An 18,793-nucleotide genomic window follows, 5' to 3' on the forward strand; every position below is an offset into this window, starting at 1 on the left:
TACCATTCAACTGACCTGGTGACGAAATAGTGGGACGTTGCGCGATGACACCATGCAATGCGCTTAACGTCGTGTGAGCAACGGTGTGCGTGAGGTGAATAATGGAGGTAATTAACTATGTTACTGACGTTTTATATTAATATTATTTGGCCAACATCTCGACAACTTGAACAATCAAACTGTAATGCAGCCAAATTCAAGTTTTTATAAAAAAATAAATTTTGCGTAAAGTCTCGCGATCAACGCGCTTGCCTTCTCCACCATCATGGCCGATCAACAGCGGGCATGGCACCCACTAACGCGTAACAGCCTTCTAACCTCTTTATTTGACTAAACGCAAAACGTCCGGATGACCCATTGCGTGCTGAACGACAAGTGCCTTGTTCAGCTAAGCTGGGGCAGCCCCATGAATCTCCGCTGATGTAGCGCCTGCTGAACTGAGGGCAGCCTATCGATTTTTGACAACAACCAGCTCGACACCGACGGTGTACTGGCGCCGCATATCGGGCAGGCGCTGCACCGTATGGAGCAGATTCCAGTGGTGTGCTGGCGAGACAGAACACCACTGAATTTAACCTGACGCATCTGCCTGACACAGAGGGTCTGGGGCGCTGCCCGGAAGTACAGAGCAAATTCAATCAATGCGCCCCGTGCGCATGAGACACGCTGAGACAGGCCGTCACGGCACGCCGCACGAAGCAAGCAGGCAAGCGTGTCAACGCGTCGATTGAGGATCCGACACACCGACCGCGCCCACGCTACCCATCGAGCCTGCACCAGCGTCAACCTGCTGTGCCAGCGCGACGTACTCGAGCACCGGCACATCCTCGGCACGACGCGCCAGATCAAAGCCGAGCGCGTCGAAATTGACTCGGCTCCGATAGGCCGCCAGTGTGTTGCGCAACATCTTGCGGCGCTGCGAAAACGCGGCCGTCACGACTTCGCCAAGGCGGGCAATATCGACCGGCGGCACGTCGCCGGCGGCGCGCGGAATCATCCGCACCACCGCCGAAGTCACCTTCGGCGCCGGCTCGAACGACTCAGGCGGCACCTCGATCAGTTTGTCGATTGCATACCGATACTGCAGCATCACAGTCAGACGGCTGTAGTCCTTACTTCCCGGCTCGGCAACCATCCGCTCGACCACCTCGTCCTGCAGCATGAAATGCTGGTCAATCACGTCATCGGCAAACGACGCGAGGTGGAACAACAGCGGACTCGAGATGTTATACGGCAGGTTCCCGACCACACGGAGCGACGCGCCAATCTGCGCCGAATCAGCCAACGAGGCGAAGTCGAACGCCAACGCATCGCCTGCATGCAGCACGAGCCGGCTGCCAAAACGCTGCTGCAGCCGCGCGATCAGGTCGCGATCAAGCTCAACCGCGTGCAATGTTTGCACGCGGTTGAGCAGCGGCGCGGTCAATGCGCCCAGGCCCGGGCCAATCTCCACGAGCCGGTCCGCGGGTTGCGGGCGGATCGCCTCCACGATTGCGTCGATCACACCCGTGTCGACAAGGAAATTTTGGCCAAAGCGCTTGCGCGCGAAGTGGCCTTGATGCTGACGATGACTCATGAAGCAGCTCGTTTCGAATCAGATGCATGGCGACGGCTCAGCGCGATGCCCGGCGCGCCGCCGCGTTCAGCAGGCTTGAGCAGACAATGTGCGGCGCTAGCGGCCTGCCGCCACGTGCCGCCGATGGCGGGCCATCGACACAGCGGCATCGATCGCCGCAATCAAACTGCCGCAATCCGCGCGGCCGGTGCCCGCCAGGTCGAGCGCCGTGCCATGATCGACGGAAGTGCGCACGATCGGCAGTCCCAGCGTGACGTTGAGGCCTTCACCAAATGTGGCGAACTTGAGCACCGGCAAGCCCTGGTCATGGTACATCGCCAATACGCAATCGGCATCGCGCAGATAGCGAGGCTGGAACAGCGTATCGGCCGGATACGGCCCACGTGCGTCGATGCCGGATGCGCGCACGCGCTGCAATGCCGGTGCGATCACGTCAATTTCCTCGCGGCCCAGGTAGCCGTTCTCACCCGCATGCGGATTGAGGCCTGTGACGAGAATACGCGGCGATGCAATGCCGAAACGCGCGCGCAAGTCGCGATCGACAATTGCCAGCGTGTCGGCCAGCCCGTCGATGCTCAACGCGTCGGGCACGTCGCGAAGCGCCAGATGCGTGGTGGCAAGGGCCACGCGCAGCGGCCGCTCGCCGCTGCCGCACAGCATCATCACGACGCGTGGCGTTCCAGTGCGCTCGGCCAGGTATTCGGTATGGCCGGTGAACGGCACGCCAGCGTCGTTGATCGTACTTTTTTGCAGCGGCGCGGTGACGATGGCATCGAACGTGCCGTCCAGTGCACCGTCAATCGCCGCATCCAACAGCGCGAGCACATAGCGGCCGTTTGCCGCGTCCAGTACGCCGGCCACACTCGGCGCGCCAAGCGGCACGTCGCGCAGCACGACAGGGGCATTCGCTGGGTCGCTCGCCGCGCTCGACCACACAGCACAGTCCACGCCTGCCTGCTTCGCGCGCTCGATCAGCAGCCGGCGATCGCCGAGCACCGTGAAATGCGCGTCCTCGCACCAGCGCCCAGCCTCGCGCGCAAGCGCCTGCGCGGTCAACTCCGGACCAACGCCGGCCGGCTCGCCGGTGGTGATCGCAATGCGAACGGGTGTCGTCACGTTCCGCTCCGCGGGGCTCAGGCCGGTTCGTCCAACTTGTACTGCACATACGCGCTGTCACGCAGCTGCCGCAGCCAGTCTGCATAGGCCTGCTCGGCTTTGCGCTGGCCGATCGCCTGCCGCGCAATCTCCTGTTGCTGCGCAACGGAGCCTTGTGCTTCGCGGCGGCCGATCACCTGGACCAGGTGATAACCGTACTCGGTCCGGATCGGCTGGCTGATTTCGCCATCCTTCAGGTTGTTCATCGCACGCTCGAATTCCGGCACGGTCTCACCCGGGCTGATCCATCCCAGGTCGCCTCCCTGCGATGCGGAACCGTCCTGCGAGTAAGTGTGGGCGAAATTCGCGAAGTCGCCACCCGCTTCAATCTGCGCGCGCAACTCGATCAGCTTCTGCCGTACCGCCGGCTCCGACTGCCCTGCGCCGATCCGGATCAGGATGTGTCGCGCATGCGTCTGCACGAGTTTCGGCGCTTCGCTGCCCGTGCCGCTGGACACCCGGCGATCGACGAGCCGCACGATCTCGAAGCCTTCCGGCGTGCGCAGCACCTCTGGGTTGACCTGCCCCGGACGCAACTGCGAGGCCGCCTGCGTCATCGCTTCGGGCAGCGCCGACGTCGAACGGAATCCGAGGTCGCCGCCCTTGGACGCATCGGGCGCCTGCGAATTGTCTTTCGCGAGCCGCGCGAAGTCCTCGCTCGCCAGTGCGCGCTTGAGCAGGTCCGATGCCTTTTGCCGCGCAGCCTCAATCTCGGTCTGCGGCGCGTTCAGCGCGGCCTTGATCAGGATATGCTCAAAGCGTAGGTCCTGCTGCACGCGCTGCATCGGCCCGCGCTGGCTGGCGATATAGTTGGCCACTTCCGCATCCGACACGGTGATCCGGCTGTCCACTTCCTTTTCGCGCAGCTTCGAGAGCAGCAGCTCGTTGCGCGCATCGGCGCTGAACACCGACCAGGGCACGCCCTCGGCCTCCAGCCGTGCGCGGTACATGTCGAGCGACATGTTGTTCGCCTGTGCGAGCCGGGTCAGCGTGCGTTGCAGCGTCGCGTCGTCAACTACGATGCCGTCATCCTTAGCCCGCTGCAGCTGGATGCGCTCAAGGACTATCTGATTGAGCACCTGCAATTGCAGTTGGTCCGGCGACGGCAACGGCGCGCCCTGCTGCTGCAGGCGGCGCGTGATCAGCCCCATGCGCAAGTCAAGCTCGCGGCGCGTAATCACGTCATTGTTCACGACCGCGACGATGCGGTCTACCTCCTGTCCGGTCTGATGCGACGGCAACGCTTGCGCGTGCGCACCGTTGAGCGGCACCAGCGCGCCGAGCGCGGATAGCGCAAGCACGCCCTGCCACAGTGCCGAGCGTATCGTCTTCATCATTCCCACAATTACTCCGTTCAAGTAAAAACCGGCGCGGGCCGGACACCGTCCGTCACCGACCGACATTGTCTCATTGATAGTGGGTGAACCGGGCCTGCGGGGCAGGCAGCGGCGGCACCGGCTGGTAACCCGGCACGCTCGCCCGGAATTGCGGTCCCAGCCCATTGTCGATCGTCGCAAAGCCCTTGAGTTGCAGTTGCGCGAGCATCCGCGTCCCGGTGGACGGCTGGTTCGAACTGTTGACGCCGTTTGCGTATTTTTGGAACCCGATGCCGAACGACCAGCAGTGCGCATCGTACTCGAAGCCCGCCAACGCGTCGACCAGGCGGTGCCGGACGAGGTCGTAATTCACCCGGCCCACGCCGTACAGGCGCCGCGCAAGCGGCCATTGCGCGGAGATCACCAACTGGTTGATCGGCTCGTAGGATAGCGTCGTGTTCGAGCGCGTATACCGGTACGCCGCGTTCAGCACGCGACGCTCGGCCGGACTCCATGAAAATCCGAGGTTGGTACGCACCAGCTGATTGTTGTTCTGGTTGTACTGGAACGCCTGCTCGGTTGCAAAGCCGTCGCCGAGCTTGAACGATGAACCGATAATCATGTCCGAGTGCGCGGCCTGCGACACCGGTTGCGATGGTGTGAACGTCACGCGCTGGTTGCGAAAATAATACTGCTGTGCGATTACGAAGCGCGCCCGCTCGTCGCCGGACACCGCGTCGATGAAGCGCGACGTGAGCGCCGCGGTCAGCCGGTTTGCATCGGCAACGCGGTCATTGCCGACGAAGCTGCTCGCCGTGAAGATCTCGGCCAGGCCGAAGTCCGCCTCGGCGGTATCGAACAATGGCGCGAACTGCTGGTTTCGGTACGGCGTATACACATAGTACAGGCGCGGCTCCAGCGTCTGGATGTAGGCCTGGCCGAACAGGCGGATGCTGCGCTCGAACACCAGGCCGGCGTCGAGGCTCAGCGTCGGCACGCTGACGTTGAAACGCTTGGGCTGGCCGGTGGGTGCGTCCGCGCCGATCGTGGACAGGTCGTACGACGCGACATGCCACTGCACCTTCGGCGTGAAGAAGTAGCCGGGGCGCAGGATCGGATACGCGACGTACGGGTTGAACACGAAGCGCGCGCCCTCGGTCGCATCGGCCGTGGTGATCGAAAAGCGGGTCGCGTCCACCTCGGCACCGAAGTCCAAGCCGCCGACGTTATAGCGGCTGTATTTCACGTTCAGTTGTGGCTCGCGGCCATACGGCGCCGTCGACGGCGGCAGCGTCTGCCAATGCTGCTCGCGCAGCAGTGCGGCCCACGGGCCGCTGTTGTAAGTCAAGCCGACTTCCTGCTGGTACAGCATCTGCGTGCCCAGCAGGAACGCGTTGCCCGACGCAAGATCCTCCGGATAGGTCTTGTCCGAGACTCGGTTGTAGTAGATATACCCGCCGAAGCCGTTGCCCAAGTTCTGACTGTGGTTGAAGAACACCGCATAGCGCTTGGTGTGCGCGGTGCGGTCATACGGCAGGTACTCAACGGTGAGGCTGCCCGAGTACGTCGGCGACAGGTAGCGAAAACTAGGTGCAATCAGCACGCCGCGCCGCGACATGATCCGGGGCGTGAGCATCAGATCGTAGTTCGGCGCGAGATTGAAATAATACGGCAGCGACATCTCGAAGCCGGTGGTCGAACTCATCGTGACAGTCGGCGGCAGCAAGCCGCTCTGGCGCCCGCCGGAGAGCGGAAACGACAGCCACGGGCTAGCGAAGATCGGCACACCTTGGAAGAACACCACGCCATTGCGCGCAACACCCAGGTTCGCGTCGGTATCCATATCGAACCGCGTGGCCCGCACGTACCACGCCGGATCGCTGTCGCACGGGCATCCGGTGTACGTGCCGCGGTGCACGACCGAGCGCGCATCGTCGATCATGTCGATCCGCTCGGCGGCACCGGAGCCGCCGGTCAGGTTGAAGTGGTACTTCGGCCGCGTGATGTAGCCCTCGGACGCGCCGACCTTCAAGTGCGCGTCCGGTCCCGCAAACGCATTGCCGTTGTGGACGATATGCACATTGCCGAATGCCTCGGCCAGGTCGGTGTCCACATCGTAGTGGATCGAATCGGCCTTGATCACAGACGTGTAGCGGCGCAACTCGGCACTGCCCTCGAGCGACGCGTCGCGATCCGCGGTGCCGCTAGCCACTTCGCTCAGCCCAAACACCGCCGGCGGCGCGCCCGATGGCAGCGCATGCTCCTCGAGCTGCGGCGCGACGCGCAGTCCCCACGGCGCATCCAGCCGGGTCGGCTGCGCGGCCGCACCGGTCAATTGCGCGTGTGAAAGCGCCGGCAGGAATCCCGGTACCGCAAGCAAGGCGGCGGCGACGTGCGTCAGGCAAGGCATGCGTCGCGAATGGGGCGCGGGTGACAAATTCGTTCGATCGAGCTGTGTTGGCGGCATGAATGCAGTGGACGAAGCGACGCCGCCCGGCATGAGCGGCCGCCCGGGCAACGTCGCGGCGGAGCTGCCCGCCCCGGCCTCGGGGCCCGCGCCGGTGCCGGTCGCATCAAAAAAGTCGTGGGGTATTATAGGGCAAGACGTTTTCGTATCCCCGCAACTTTCATGACGCAAACCTGCGCAAGCCCCTCGTTCGCCGTTGCCGATCCCCGGCTGGACTTGCTGCGCGACTGGCTCGGCTCGCTGCCCGCGGCACTGGGGCTCGCGCCCGCCACGCTGACGCCCGCCGCCTCGGACGCGGGCTCTCGCCGCTATTTCCGGGTCGCGGCCAGTTCGGCCGGCGAAGGCGGCACGTTGATCGCGATGGACGCGCCGCCGCCACAGAAGTGTCGTGAGTTCGCCGCAATCGCCGCGCTGCTGCACGACACGGGGCTGCACGCGCCCCGGGTGTTCGCACAGGACGTCGAGCGCGGCTTCATGCTGCTGACCGATCTGGGCACGAGCGTCTACATCGACGTGCTGAACGAGGCCAATGCGCGCGCGCTGATGCGCGACGCACTGGACGCACTGATCCGGTGGCAGTCGGCGTCGCGCCCTGGCGTACTACCGGTGTTCGATGAAACGTTCATGCGCCGCGAGATGGCGCTGATGCCGCAATGGTACGTCGAGCGGCATCTGGGCTTGGCACTGACCGACAGGCAACGTGTGACGCTTGACACGACGTTCGCCGCGCTCGTGCGTAGCGCGCTCGCGCAACCCCAGGTGTTCATGCTGCGCGACTTCATGCCCCGTAATCTGATGGTGACCGAGCCGAACCCCGGCATCCTGGACTTTCAGGATGCGGTGCATGGCCCCCTCACCTACGACGTCGCATCGCTGCTACGCGATGCGTTCGTCAGCTGGGACGAGTCGTTTGAGTTGGACTGCTTCGCCTGGTACTGGGAGCGGGCGCGCCAGGCCGGCCTGCCAGTGCACGCGGATTTCGGTGAGTTCTACCGGCAACTCGAATGGATGGGCCTGCAACGGCACATCAAGATCATTGGGCTGTTCGCCCGCCTCCACTACCGGGACGGCAAGCCACGCTACCTGACCGACGTGCCGCGCTTTATCGATTATGCGCGCAAGGTGGCCCGACGCTACCGGGAATTGACACCGTTCGCCGTACTGCTAGACGAACTCGAAGGGCGCGCGGTGCAAGTCGGCTACACGTTCTGAACGGGGCAGATGATGTTTGAACGCGCAGCGCAAGGCGTTGATGCGACGCTGGATACCGCGATGATTTTTGCCGCCGGACGCGGCGAGCGGATGCGACCACTGACCGACGCCCGTCCGAAGCCGCTACTCGAGGTGGGCGGACGAGCGCTGATCGAGTGGCAAATTGAGCGGCTGGCCGCAGCCGGCTTCACCACGATCGTGATCAACCACGCCTGGCTGGGCGAACAGATCGAGGCGCGCCTGGGCAACGGCCAGCGTTTCGGCGTCACGCTACGCTACTCGCCGGAAGTCGATGCACTGGAAACGGCCGGCGGCATCGCGCAGGCCCGTGCACTGCTGGAGCACCGCGGCACGCCGGCGCTCATCGTGGCCGTGAGCGGCGACCTCTACTGCGACTACGATTACGCGCGGCTACATGCGGCGGCACAACGGCTGAGCGCACTCGACGCGCCAGGCATGCACCTGGTGATGGTGCCGAACCCATCCTTTCATCCACGCGGCGACTTCGCATTGAACGGCACCTGGCTGAGTCTGGACGGTGAGCCGCGCTACACGTTCGGCAACATCGGTGTATACGACACGCGGATGTTCGCTAACCTGCCGCGCGGCACGCGATGCGCGCTCGCACCGTACTATCGCGCGACGATTGCCGCGGGCCGCGCCAGCGGCGAGCTGTTCCGCGGACAATGGGCAAACATCGGCACCCCGGCGCAACTGGACGCGCTGGACCGTGCGCTATGCGCGGCCCGCACGTAGCCGGCGCTACAATCGCGCCATGGATACCCCAGAGACGAGCCCGATCGCGCAGCGCGACATGCCGACAAATACGCGCCCCCCTGCCCCTGCCGACGGCCCGCCCCCTAAGGCGGACGACGCACTGCCCGGGCCGCCTGCCGGCCCGGCGCTGTATCGCGCCCGCCGCGAGCGGGTGATCGATGCACTGCGCGCCCATGGCGGCGGCGTAGCGATCGTGCGGACCGCACCGATCGCGATTCGCAACCGCGACACCGAGTATCCGTATCGGCATGACAGCGCATTCTTCTACCTGAGCGGGTTCACCGAGCCGCACGCCTGGCTGGTCATCCGTGCCGACGCAGCGCAGTCGCTCACGACGCTGTTCTGCCTGCCGCGCGATATCGAGCGCGAAACTTGGGACGGGATGCGGTACGGACCACAACGCGCGCAGCAGGCATTCGGCGTAGACGCCGCCTACTCAGTCGATGAGCTTGACGCCCGGATGCCGGCGCTGCTGGCCAATGCGCACACGCTGCATTACGCACGCGACACCTGGCCGGGGCTGGACGAGGCCGTGCAGCGATGGCAGCAGACGAGCAGACGCGGCGGCGGCCGCACTTCGCCGATGCATCAAGTCGATCTGTCGATCCTGCTCGATGAGATGCGTCTGATCAAGGACGCACACGAGCTGGACACAATGCGCCGGGCCGCCTCGATCTCGGCGCGCGCGCATCTGCAAGCCATGCGGGCGTGCAAGCCGGGCGTGCGCGAATACGAACTTGAAGCACAACTGCTATACGCTTTGCGCCGCCACGGTGCGCAGGCGCCGGCATACAGCTCGATCGTCGCGGCGGGCGCCAACGCTTGCGTGCTGCACTACCCTGCCGGCAACGCGCTTGTGCGGGACGGCGACCTGGTCCTGATCGACGCGGGTTGTGAACTGGACGGCTACGCGTCCGATATCACTCGCACGTTTCCGGCCAACGGTCGCTTCACGGCGGCGCAGCGTGATTTGTACGACGTCGTGCTGGCGGCGCAACAGGCGGCAATCGACGCGACACGCGCCGGCGTGCCGTTCGATGCGCCGCACGAGGCGGCGGTGCGCGTGCTGGCACAGGGCATGCTCGACTTGAAGCTGCTTGACGCGGCCGTGCATGGCACGCTCGACGATGTGATCGCCAGCCGCGCCTATACGCGCTTCTACATGCATCGCACCGGTCACTGGATCGGCATGGACGTGCACGACTGCGGTGACTATCGCGAGCCGGATCCCGACCTGGCCGGTCAAAGCCCAGCCGCTCAAAACCCCAATACCGCCTGCGCGGGCACCGCCTCCTCGGACACTCCCTACTCGGGCCCCCAGAACGCCGGGGGGCCGGCGCAGGACGCAGCCGAGCGCGACGTGCAACGTCCGTGGCGCCGCTTGCGCGCGAACATGACACTGACCATCGAACCCGGCCTATACGTGCGCGCCGCGCCGGATGTGCCGCGCGCATACTGGAACACCGGAATCCGCATCGAGGATGACGCAATCGTCACAACCCACGGCTGCGAGCTGATAACCCGCGAGGTGCCGGTACACGCCGACGATATCGAAGCCTGGATGCGCGATGCGCCGGCGCGCGCGTGACGCGCGGCCGCGCGACAGAATTTCACGGACCTTTGCTTTGCACCATGACCGAATCGAATCCCGCCAGATCCGCGCACGATGCGGTACCCGATGCGCGCGCTGACGCGGCGCGATACGACTATGACGTGGCCATCGTCGGCGCCGGGCCGGCTGGGCTCGCGCTCGCCGGCTGGCTCGCACGCCGCGGCGGCACCCGTGCATTGCGTGTTGCGTTGATCGATGCGCGCGAACCCGATGCATCGCTGAACGACCCGCGTGCGCTCGCTTTGTCGCACGGCAGCCGCATGCTGCTCGAGCCGCTTGGCTGGCCGCTCGACGCGACACCGATCGAGCGCATCCACGTGTCGCAGCGCGGTTACCTCGGTCGCACCGTGATCGAGCGCGACGAGCACGGCGTGCCGGCGCTCGGCTACGTGGTGCGCTATGGCGCGCTGGTGCATGCGCTAGCCAAGGCGGTGCGTGCCACCGGCTGCGACTGGATCAGCTCGAGCGTGGCTCGCGCGCCGCGGCAGGACGAACACGGCGTCTCGCTGCCGATCGAGCCGATCGGTGCACCCTCCATTCCCGATGGCAAGGCGAGCGCCGCGACACCGCAACGCGTCGTGCGTGCGCGTCTGGTCGTCAACGCGGAGGGTGGGGTGTACCACGAAGCCGCATCGCCGCGGTTGGCCGCCGGCCAGCACGCCCAGCGCGACTATCGCCAGACGGCGCTGGTGGCCGTGGTCAGCGTGAGCGCGCCACAACCGCGCGTCGCATGGGAGCGCTTCACGCGCGAAGGGCCTCTTGCGCTGTTGCCGCTCGGCGGCCCACGGCAGGCAGACTATGCGCTGGTCTGGTGCTGCGATCCGACCCAGGCCGCGCGGCGCATGGCGCTGTCCGACGCACAGTGGCTAGCCGAGTTGCAATGGGCATTCGGCGACAGGATGGGCCGCTTCGAGCAGGTTGGCGCGCGCGCAGCCTTCCCCCTTGGACTCCATGCGCTGACCACGTTGACCGATCGCCGCCTTGCATCGATTGGCAATGCGGCGCAAACACTGCATCCGGTCGCCGGACAAGGGCTGAACCTCGGGCTGCGCGACGCGCACGCGCTGCTCGACGCACTCGCGCACCACGGGCCCGAGCCAGCCGCGCTGCGTGCCTTCGCCGCACACCGTGCGCTGGACCGGCGCGTGACCATCGCCGCGACCGACGTGCTGGCACGCGCCTTCACCGCTGACTTCGCGCCGCTAGCGGCGCTGCGCGGGCTGGCACTCGGCGCGCTGGACCTGGTGCCCCCGGTCAAGACAGCGCTCGCGCGGCAGATGATGTTCGGGCAGCGGCGTTAAGTGAAGCCAAGCTGATGACGGCAGTGGCACGCATTGAACTTTCACGGCGCTCGGGGCTCGCCGTCGGTTAACGCTAAAATACGCCCCTTTCCAACGTCTTTCGGATCGCGCCGCGCCCAGCCGGGTAGCGGCGCGTCGCCCTTTCCGATGCCTGTAATCGGCAAACATGTACTGCGCAACAATCTGTTCGTCGCCCCGATGGCCGGCGTGACGGACCGCCCGTTTCGCCAGTTGTGCAAGCGAATGGGGGCCGGTTACGCGGTGTCGGAGATGGTCGCGTCCAACGCGCAGCTGTGGAAAAGCGAAAAGACGATGCGCCGTGCCAATCACGACGGCGAGGTCGAGCCGATCGCCGTGCAGATCGCCGGCGCCGATCCGGCGATGCTGGCGCAGGCCGCGCAATACAATGTCGCGCATGGCGCGCAGATCATCGACATCAACATGGGCTGCCCGGCCAAGAAGGTCTGCAACGTCGCGGCAGGCTCCGCGCTGCTGCAGAACGAGGCGCTGGTGGCACGCATTCTCGAGGCAGTCGTGCGTGCAGTCGGCACCGGGCCGGATGCCGTCCCCGTCACCCTGAAGATCCGCACCGGCTGGGATCGCGAACACCGCAATGCGCTAACGATCGCGCGGCTCGCCGAGCAGGCCGGCATCTCGATGCTCACCGTGCACGGGCGCACGCGCGCGGATTTGTATCGGGGTCAGGCCGAGTACGACACGATCGCCGCGGTCAAGGCATCGGTGCGCATCCCGGTAGTCGCCAACGGCGATATCACGACGCCGCACAAGGCGCGTGACGTGCTGTCGATGACCGGCGCGGACGCGATCATGATCGGCCGCGCGGCGCAAGGCCGGCCCTGGCTGTTTCGCGAAATCGGGCACTTTCTAGCCACCGCAGAGGTGCTGCCACCGCCACGGATCGACGAGGTCCAGCAGTGGATGAACGAGCACCTGCAAGACCATTACGCATTTTATGGCGAATTTACCGGGGTGCGCACCGCACGCAAGCACATCGGCTGGTACACTCGCGGCCTTTCCGGCGCCAACGCATTCCGGCATCGAATGAACACGCTGGATTCCACCCGGGAACAACTGGCGGCGGTCAACGCGTTCTTCGACGCCCAAAAGGCGCAATCGGAGCGCCTCGTCTACGTCGACGACGAATCCAGCAAGCACGACACGCCACCCGACACCGACCGATTAGCAGCATGAGCAAGCACAACATCGAACAATGCGTCCGCGACAGTCTCGGCATGTATTTCCGCGATCTGGACGGATCCCGCCCACATGACGTCTATGAAATGGTGATGTCCTGCGTCGAGAAACCGATGCTGGAAATCGTCCTTGAGCAGGCGCGGGGCAACCAGTCTCTGGCAGCCGAATATCTCGGCATCAACCGCAACACGCTGCGCAAGAAACTGCAGGAGCATGGCCTGCTGTAGCGCAGCGCCCGTGCCTGGCGCACATTTGTCATTCGCGCGCAAGCGCAGCTTCGGGTTCTTTTTTCATCATGATCAAGCAAGCGCTCATTTCCGTTTCCGACAAGGCAGGCATTGTCGATTTCGCCAAAAGCCTGCATGAGCTTGGCGTCACCCTGCTGTCCACAGGCGGCACGGCCAAGCTACTCGCCGACGCGGGCCTGCCAGTCACCGAGGTGGCCGACTACACCGGCTTTCCGGAAATGCTCGACGGCCGCGTAAAGACGCTGCATCCGAAGGTCCATGGCGGCATTCTCGCGCGGCGCGACGTGCCCGCGCACATGGCTGCGCTCGAGCAGCATGGGATCCCGACGATCGACATGCTCGTCGTCAATCTCTATCCGTTCGTGCAAACTGTCGCGAAGGAGAAATGCCCGCTTAACGAGGCCATTGAGAACATTGACATCGGCGGCCCGACGATGCTGCGCTCGGCGGCGAAGAACCACCGCGACGTGACGGTGGTCGTCGATCCGGCCGACTATGCGACGGTGCTCGACGAAATGCGCGCGAACGGCAACACGGTCAGCTACGCGACCAACTTCCGGCTCGCGACCAAGGTGTTCGCGCATACCGCGCAATACGACGGCGCGATCACGAACTACCTGACCAGCCTCGGCGAGGACCTGCAGCACACAACACGCAGCGCGTACCCGGCCACGCTGAATTTGGCCTTCACCAAGGTGCAGGACCTGCGCTACGGCGAGAACCCGCACCAGAGCGCAGCGTTCTATCGCGACCTGCAATCTGCCGAAGGCTCGCTGGCCAACTACCGGCAACTGCAGGGCAAGGCGCTGTCGTACAACAACATCGCCGATGCCGACGCGGCATGGGAATGCGTGAAGACATTCGACGCGCCGGCATGCGTGATTATCAAGCATGCGAACCCATGCGGCGTGGCCGTGGCGACGACGCCGGCCGACGCGTACGCCAAGGCGTTGCAGACCGACCCGACTTCCGCATTCGGCGGCATCATCGCGTTCAATCGCGAAGTCGACGAAGCGGCTGCGCAAGCAGTCGCCAAGCAGTTCGTCGAAGTGCTGCTCGCGCCGTCGTTGACCGACGCGGCGCGACAGGTCTTCGCTGCGAAGCAGAACGTGCGCGTGCTGCAGGTGCCGCTGGGCAACGCAGCCAATGCGTACGATCTGAAGCGCGTCGGCGGCGGCTTGCTGGTGCAGTCGCCGGACATGAAGAACGTGCAGCCGCACGAGTTACGCGTGGTCACAAAACGGCATCCGACGCCTAAGGAAATGGACGACCTGTTGTTCGCCTGGCGCGTCGCGAAATTCGTCAAGTCCAATGCGATCGTGTTTTGCGCGAACGGCATGACGCTGGGTGTTGGCGCGGGCCAGATGAGCCGCGTCGATTCGGCTCGCATCGCCGGCATCAAGGCGCAAAACGCGAAGCTGTCGTTGACCGGCTCGGCGGTCGCCTCCGATGCGTTCTTCCCGTTCCGCGACGGGCTCGACGTGGTCGTCGCGGCCGGTGCAACCTGCGTGATTCAGCCCGGCGGCTCGATGCGCGACGACGAGGTGATCGCGGCCGCCGACGAGCACAATGTCGCGATGGTCGTCACCGGTACGCGGCATTTCCGTCACTGACGCCGTGGGCGCTTCCATGTCGACGCCGGTGCGGCCGATCGTCTCAAGGTGGACGGTGCAGTGCACAGCCGCATCGGGGCAACGCCAGTCGGTTATAGTGACGCGATGAGAATCCTTGGCATCGACCCGGGCTTGCGCGTCACCGGCTTTGGCGTCATCGATAAGCACGGACACGCGCTCACCTACGTGACCAGCGGCGTGATCCGTACCGCAAACGCCGATCTGCCGAGCCGCCTGGGCACGATCTTCGACGGCGTGGCAACACTGATCCGCGAGCACAGCCCGGATCAGGCCGCGATCGAGAAAGTATTCGTCAACGTCAATCCGCAGTCGACGCTGCTGTTGGGGCAGGCGCGCGGCGCGGCAATTTGCGCACTCGTATCGGGCTGCATACCGGTGGCCGAATACACCGCGCTGCAACTCAAGCAAGCGGTGGTCGGCTACGGGCGCGCGACCAAAGACCAAATGCAGCAGATGGTGGTCCGGCTGCTGAACTTGAGCGGCTTGCCCGGCACCGACGCCGCCGACGCGCTCGGCATGGCGATCTGCCACGCGAACAGCGGCGCGGCGATCAACACGCTCGGCACGCTCGCGCCGGCATTGACGAAGAAAGGCTATCGCGTGCGACGTGGCCGGCTGATCGGCTGACCAGCGCAGTGTCCATGCCGCGATACGCTACACTCGCGCATCCACCCTACATTGATTCGTCATGATCGGTCGCATTGCGGGCATCCTGCTCGAGAAAAACCCGCCACATCTGCTGGTCGATTGCAACGGCATCGGCTACGAGGTCGACGTGCCGATGAGCACGTTCTACAACCTTCCAGGCACTGGCGACACAGTCACGTTGCTGACCCAACTGATCGTGCGCGAGGACGCTCACCTGCTGTATGGTTTTCTCACGCAGCAGGAGCGGCAGACGTTTCGCGAACTGCTGAAGATCAGCGGCATCGGCGCGCGCATGGCGCTCGCGGTGCTCTCCGGGATGAGCGTAAGCGATCTTGCGCAGACAGTGACGCAGCAGGATACCGTCCGCCTGACGCGGGTGCCGGGCATCGGCAAGAAAACCGCCGAGCGACTGTTGCTCGAGTTAAAAGGCAAACTGGGCGCCGACATCGGCGCGGCCGCCTCGGCTGCGTCATCGTCCGACCATGCGCCGGACATTCTGCATGCCCTGCTCTCGCTCGGCTATTCCGAGAAAGAAGCGCTTGCCGCGATCAAGAATGTGCCGGCCGGCACCGGTGTGTCGGACGGCATCAAGTTTGCTCTGAAGGCATTGTCGAAGGCATGAAACTCACAGGACGCAGCACGGCGTGGCAACTGGCATGCCGGCGGCATCGCGGTACAATCAGCCCATGATCGAAACGGACAAACTCGGCTCGGAGCGCGTCATTGCAGCGACCCCCGCGTCGCCCAACGAGGAAGCGCTCGAGCGGGCGCTGCGCCCGCGGCTGCTGGACGAATATGTGGGGCAGGAAAAGGTTCGCGGGCAGCTCGAGATCTTCATTGAAGCGGCAAAGCGCCGCTCGGAAGCGCTCGACCACGTGTTGCTGTTCGGCCCCCCGGGGCTGGGCAAGACCACGCTCGCGCACATCGTCGCACGGGAGATGGGCGTCAACCTGCGCCAGACGTCCGGACCGGTGCTCGAACGGGCCGGCGACCTGGCTGCGCTGCTGACCAATCTCGAGGCGAACGACGTACTGTTCATCGACGAGATCCACCGGTTGTCGCCGGTTGTCGAGGAAATCCTGTACCCGGCGCTCGAAGACTACCAGATCGATATCATGATCGGCGAGGGACCAGCCGCGCGCAGCGTCAAGCTGGACCTGCACCCGTTCACGCTGGTGGGGGCCACTACCCGCGCCGGCATGCTGACCAACCCGTTGCGGGACCGCTTTGGCATCGTCGCCCGGCTCGAATTCTATACCGCGGGCGAATTGGCGCGAATCGTCCAGCGTTCGGCCCACCTGCTTGGCGCGCAGATCGAATCCGAAGGCGCGCTGGAGATCGCGCGGCGTTCGCGCGGCACGCCACGGATCGCAAACCGGTTGCTGCGTCGCGTGCGAGACTATGCCGAGGTCAAGTCCGACGGCCGCATCACGGCGACGACGGCCGATGCGGCGCTGGCGATGCTCGATGTCGACCCGGTCGGCTTCGATCTGATGGATCGCAAACTGCTGGAGGCGATCCTGCACAAGTTCGATGGCGGCCCGGTGGGCCTAGACAACTTGGCCGCCGCGATCGGCGAGGAGCGCGACACAATCGAAGACGTGATCGAGCCTTATCTGATCCAGCAAGGCTATTTGCAGCGCACGCCGCGCGGACGCGTCGCGACGCTGCTCGCCTATCGTCACTTCGGCCTTGCGGCGCCGGATGCGGGACCGATCCGCGACTTGTGGAGCACCAGCGGCGAATAGCCGATTTGCGCGATGCGCCTCCGCAGGCTGGCCGACGGCGTATCGAGCCGACTGCGCCAGCGCGTGGCGGCCGGCGTCAGCTCACGAGCGGCCAAGACTTTGCGCTCGCCGGCGTGCTCGATCACTCGAGTCATACGGCCGGCACGCGCAGCCAGAAGGTCACCGGGCCATCGTTGACCAGCGATACCTGCATCGCGGCGCCAAATTCACCGGTCTGGACGATGGGGTGCTGCTGCCGCGCACGGGCGACGAAATAGTCGTACAACCGCTTGCCTTCGTCTGGTGGCGCGGCGGGGGTGAAGCTGGGACGCAAGCCGCTACTCGTATCAGCCGCCAGCGTGAACTGCGACACGATCAACAGGCCGCCCGCACCGCCGGCACCGTCAATGTTGCGCACGGACAGGTTCATCCGGCCCTGTGTATCGCTGAATACGCGATAGCCAAGCAGCTTGCTGAGCAGCTTGTCCGCCGTGGCCTCGCAGTCGCCGCGTTCCGCGCAGACGAGCGCGAGTAGCCCGGAGCCAATCGCACCCCTCACCTGCGCATCGACTTGCACGCTGGCTCGCGCGACCCGCTGAATCAATGCGATCACCGCAAGTCCTCGCTAGGACTCGGCTGTGGTCGGGTTACCCGTTGCACTAAGCGCACAGCGTCACGCGCGCAAAGCGCCGCTTGCCGACCTGCACGACATACACGCCCGCGTCGAGCTTCAACCCTTTGTCGGTGATCGTCGTGCCATCAATCTTCACGCCGGACTGCTCGATGTTGCGCCATGCCTCGCTGGTGGACGGCACCAGGCCAGCTTGCTTCAGCAATTGTCCAATCGGCAGCGGCGCGCCACTCAACGCCATCTCCGGAATATCGTCCGGCACCCCGCCCTTCGCACGATGATTGAAATCCTCCAGCGCGCGCTGCGCCTCGGTCTGCGAGTGGAAACGAGCGACGATTTCCTGCGCGAGCAGCACTTTCAGCTCGCGCGGGTTGCGGCCAGCCTGCACCTGCCGCTTGAAGTCTGCAATCTCCTCGAGGCTGCGAAACGAGAGCAACTCAAAGTAACGCCACATCAGCATGTCCGAGATGCTCATCAGCTTGCCGAACATGTCGGACGGCTTCTCGCTGATGCCGACATAGTTGTTCTTGGACTTGGACATCTTATCAACGCCGTCCAGTCCTTCGAGCAGCGGCATCGTCAGAATGCACTGCGGCTCCTGGCCATACTGCTTCTGCAACTCACGGCCCACCAGCAGATTGAACTTCTGATCGGTGCCGCCCAACTCAAGATCCGATTGCAGCGCAACCGAGTCGTATCCCTGCATCAGTGGATATAGGAATTCATGAATCGAGATCGGCACGCCGCTCTGGAACCGTTTGGTGAAGTCGTCGCGCTCGAGCATCCGCGCCACGGTGTAGCGCGACGCAAGCTTGATCATGCCGTCGGCGCCCAGCGGCATTGACCATTCGCTGTTGTAGCGGATCTCGGTCTTTTCACGATCGAGCACCAGCGCGGCCTGCTCAAAATAAGTCTTCGCATTAGCCTCGATTTGTTCGCGGGTAAGCGGCGGGCGTGTCTGGTTGCGCCCCGACGGATCACCGATCAACGACGTGAAGTCGCCGATCAAAAAAATAACGGTATGGCCCAGGTCCTGCAACTGGCGCATCTTGTTGAGCACCACGGTATGTCCGATGTGGATGTCCGGTGCGGTCGGGTCGAGCCCGAGCTTGATGCGCAATGGCTTGCCGGTTTGCGCGCTCCTTGCCAACTTCTGCGCAAACTCGTCCTCAATCAGTAACTCGTCGCAGCCACGGCGTGCTATCGTCAGCGCGGCACGGACTTCATCGGTAATGGGCAGGGACGGCACGGCAACGCTGGACTCGGTACTCATC

Annotated in this window: 16 protein-coding genes; 10 read left to right on the forward strand and 6 right to left on the reverse strand. The window is 64.6% G+C overall.

Annotated elements, in window-relative coordinates; all coding sequences use genetic code 11:
* Positions 1-715: 715 nt before the first annotated feature.
* The 4 genes from rsmA to IHE30_RS00780 all read right to left on the reverse strand — a co-directional run bounded on the left by rsmA (position 716) and on the right by IHE30_RS00780 (position 6,514).
* Positions 716-1,576, reverse strand: coding sequence for a 16S rRNA (adenine(1518)-N(6)/adenine(1519)-N(6))-dimethyltransferase RsmA (gene rsmA, locus IHE30_RS00765; RefSeq protein ID WP_337688037.1), 861 nt, complete (start codon positions 1,574-1,576; stop codon positions 716-718).
* Between the two features lie 96 nt (positions 1,577-1,672).
* On the reverse strand, positions 1,673-2,692 hold the full coding sequence (pdxA, locus tag IHE30_RS00770) for a 4-hydroxythreonine-4-phosphate dehydrogenase PdxA (protein WP_443193561.1): 1,020 nt from the start codon (positions 2,690-2,692) through the stop codon (positions 1,673-1,675).
* 17 nt (positions 2,693-2,709) lie between these two features.
* Complete coding sequence (locus IHE30_RS00775) at positions 2,710-4,068, reverse strand: peptidylprolyl isomerase (protein WP_337688038.1); 1,359 nt, start codon at positions 4,066-4,068, stop codon at positions 2,710-2,712.
* A 70-nt stretch (positions 4,069-4,138) separates the two neighbouring features.
* On the reverse strand, positions 4,139-6,514 hold the full coding sequence (locus tag IHE30_RS00780) for an LPS-assembly protein LptD (RefSeq protein ID WP_443193562.1): 2,376 nt from the start codon (positions 6,512-6,514) through the stop codon (positions 4,139-4,141).
* Between the two features lie 162 nt (positions 6,515-6,676).
* Between IHE30_RS00780 and IHE30_RS00785 the strand changes: the two genes are divergently transcribed.
* The 10 genes from IHE30_RS00785 (at position 6,677) to ruvB (ending at position 16,909) form a co-directional block, all read left to right on the forward strand.
* Positions 6,677-7,726, forward strand: a complete 1,050-nt coding sequence (locus tag IHE30_RS00785; RefSeq protein ID WP_337688043.1) for an aminoglycoside phosphotransferase family protein — start codon at positions 6,677-6,679, stop codon at positions 7,724-7,726.
* A 12-nt stretch (positions 7,727-7,738) separates the two neighbouring features.
* A complete protein-coding gene (gene murU / locus IHE30_RS00790) occupies positions 7,739-8,482 on the forward strand; it encodes an N-acetylmuramate alpha-1-phosphate uridylyltransferase MurU (RefSeq protein WP_337688044.1) in 744 nt (247 codons plus the stop codon).
* Between the two features lie 19 nt (positions 8,483-8,501).
* Positions 8,502-10,091 (forward strand): aminopeptidase P N-terminal domain-containing protein, encoded by a 1,590-nt coding sequence (locus IHE30_RS00795; RefSeq protein ID WP_337688045.1) that lies wholly within the window; start codon positions 8,502-8,504, stop codon positions 10,089-10,091.
* A gap of 44 nt (positions 10,092-10,135) precedes the next feature.
* Positions 10,136-11,416 (forward strand): UbiH/UbiF/VisC/COQ6 family ubiquinone biosynthesis hydroxylase, encoded by a 1,281-nt coding sequence (locus tag IHE30_RS00800; protein ID WP_337688047.1) that lies wholly within the window; start codon positions 10,136-10,138, stop codon positions 11,414-11,416.
* Positions 11,417-11,563: 147 nt separating this feature from the next.
* Positions 11,564-12,628: a tRNA dihydrouridine synthase DusB gene (gene dusB / locus IHE30_RS00805; RefSeq protein WP_337688048.1), complete on the forward strand. Its 1,065-nt coding sequence runs from the start codon at positions 11,564-11,566 to the stop codon at positions 12,626-12,628.
* Positions 12,625-12,858: a Fis family transcriptional regulator gene (locus IHE30_RS00810; RefSeq protein ID WP_013436270.1), complete on the forward strand. Its 234-nt coding sequence runs from the start codon at positions 12,625-12,627 to the stop codon at positions 12,856-12,858. Before dusB ends, IHE30_RS00810 begins: the two co-directional genes overlap by 4 nt.
* Before the next feature lie 68 nt (positions 12,859-12,926).
* Complete coding sequence (gene purH, locus IHE30_RS00815) at positions 12,927-14,492, forward strand: bifunctional phosphoribosylaminoimidazolecarboxamide formyltransferase/IMP cyclohydrolase (protein WP_337688050.1); 1,566 nt, start codon at positions 12,927-12,929, stop codon at positions 14,490-14,492.
* A gap of 105 nt (positions 14,493-14,597) precedes the next feature.
* Positions 14,598-15,140, forward strand: coding sequence for a crossover junction endodeoxyribonuclease RuvC (gene ruvC, locus IHE30_RS00820; RefSeq protein ID WP_337688051.1), 543 nt, complete (start codon positions 14,598-14,600; stop codon positions 15,138-15,140).
* Between the two features lie 61 nt (positions 15,141-15,201).
* A complete protein-coding gene (gene ruvA, locus IHE30_RS00825; RefSeq protein ID WP_337688053.1) occupies positions 15,202-15,783 on the forward strand; it encodes a Holliday junction branch migration protein RuvA in 582 nt (193 codons plus the stop codon).
* Between the two features lie 64 nt (positions 15,784-15,847).
* On the forward strand, positions 15,848-16,909 hold the full coding sequence (gene ruvB, locus IHE30_RS00830; RefSeq protein ID WP_337688055.1) for a Holliday junction branch migration DNA helicase RuvB: 1,062 nt from the start codon (positions 15,848-15,850) through the stop codon (positions 16,907-16,909).
* A gap of 130 nt (positions 16,910-17,039) precedes the next feature.
* Here the strand turns inward: ruvB and dtd are convergent, their stop codons facing one another.
* Positions 17,040-17,501 carry a D-aminoacyl-tRNA deacylase gene (gene dtd, locus IHE30_RS00835; protein WP_337688057.1) on the reverse strand — a complete coding sequence of 154 codons (462 nt, stop codon included), beginning with the start codon at positions 17,499-17,501 and terminating at the stop codon, positions 17,040-17,042.
* A 46-nt stretch (positions 17,502-17,547) separates the two neighbouring features.
* The gene (gene tyrS / locus IHE30_RS00840) at positions 17,548-18,792 is read right to left on the reverse strand and encodes a tyrosine--tRNA ligase (protein ID WP_337688366.1); all 1,245 of its coding nucleotides are present in this window, start codon (positions 18,790-18,792) and stop codon (positions 17,548-17,550) included.
* Between the last annotated feature and the right edge of the window lies 1 nt (position 18,793).

The organism is Mycetohabitans sp. B46, assembly GCF_037389205.1.
Classification (GTDB): Bacteria; Pseudomonadota; Gammaproteobacteria; order Burkholderiales; family Burkholderiaceae; genus Mycetohabitans.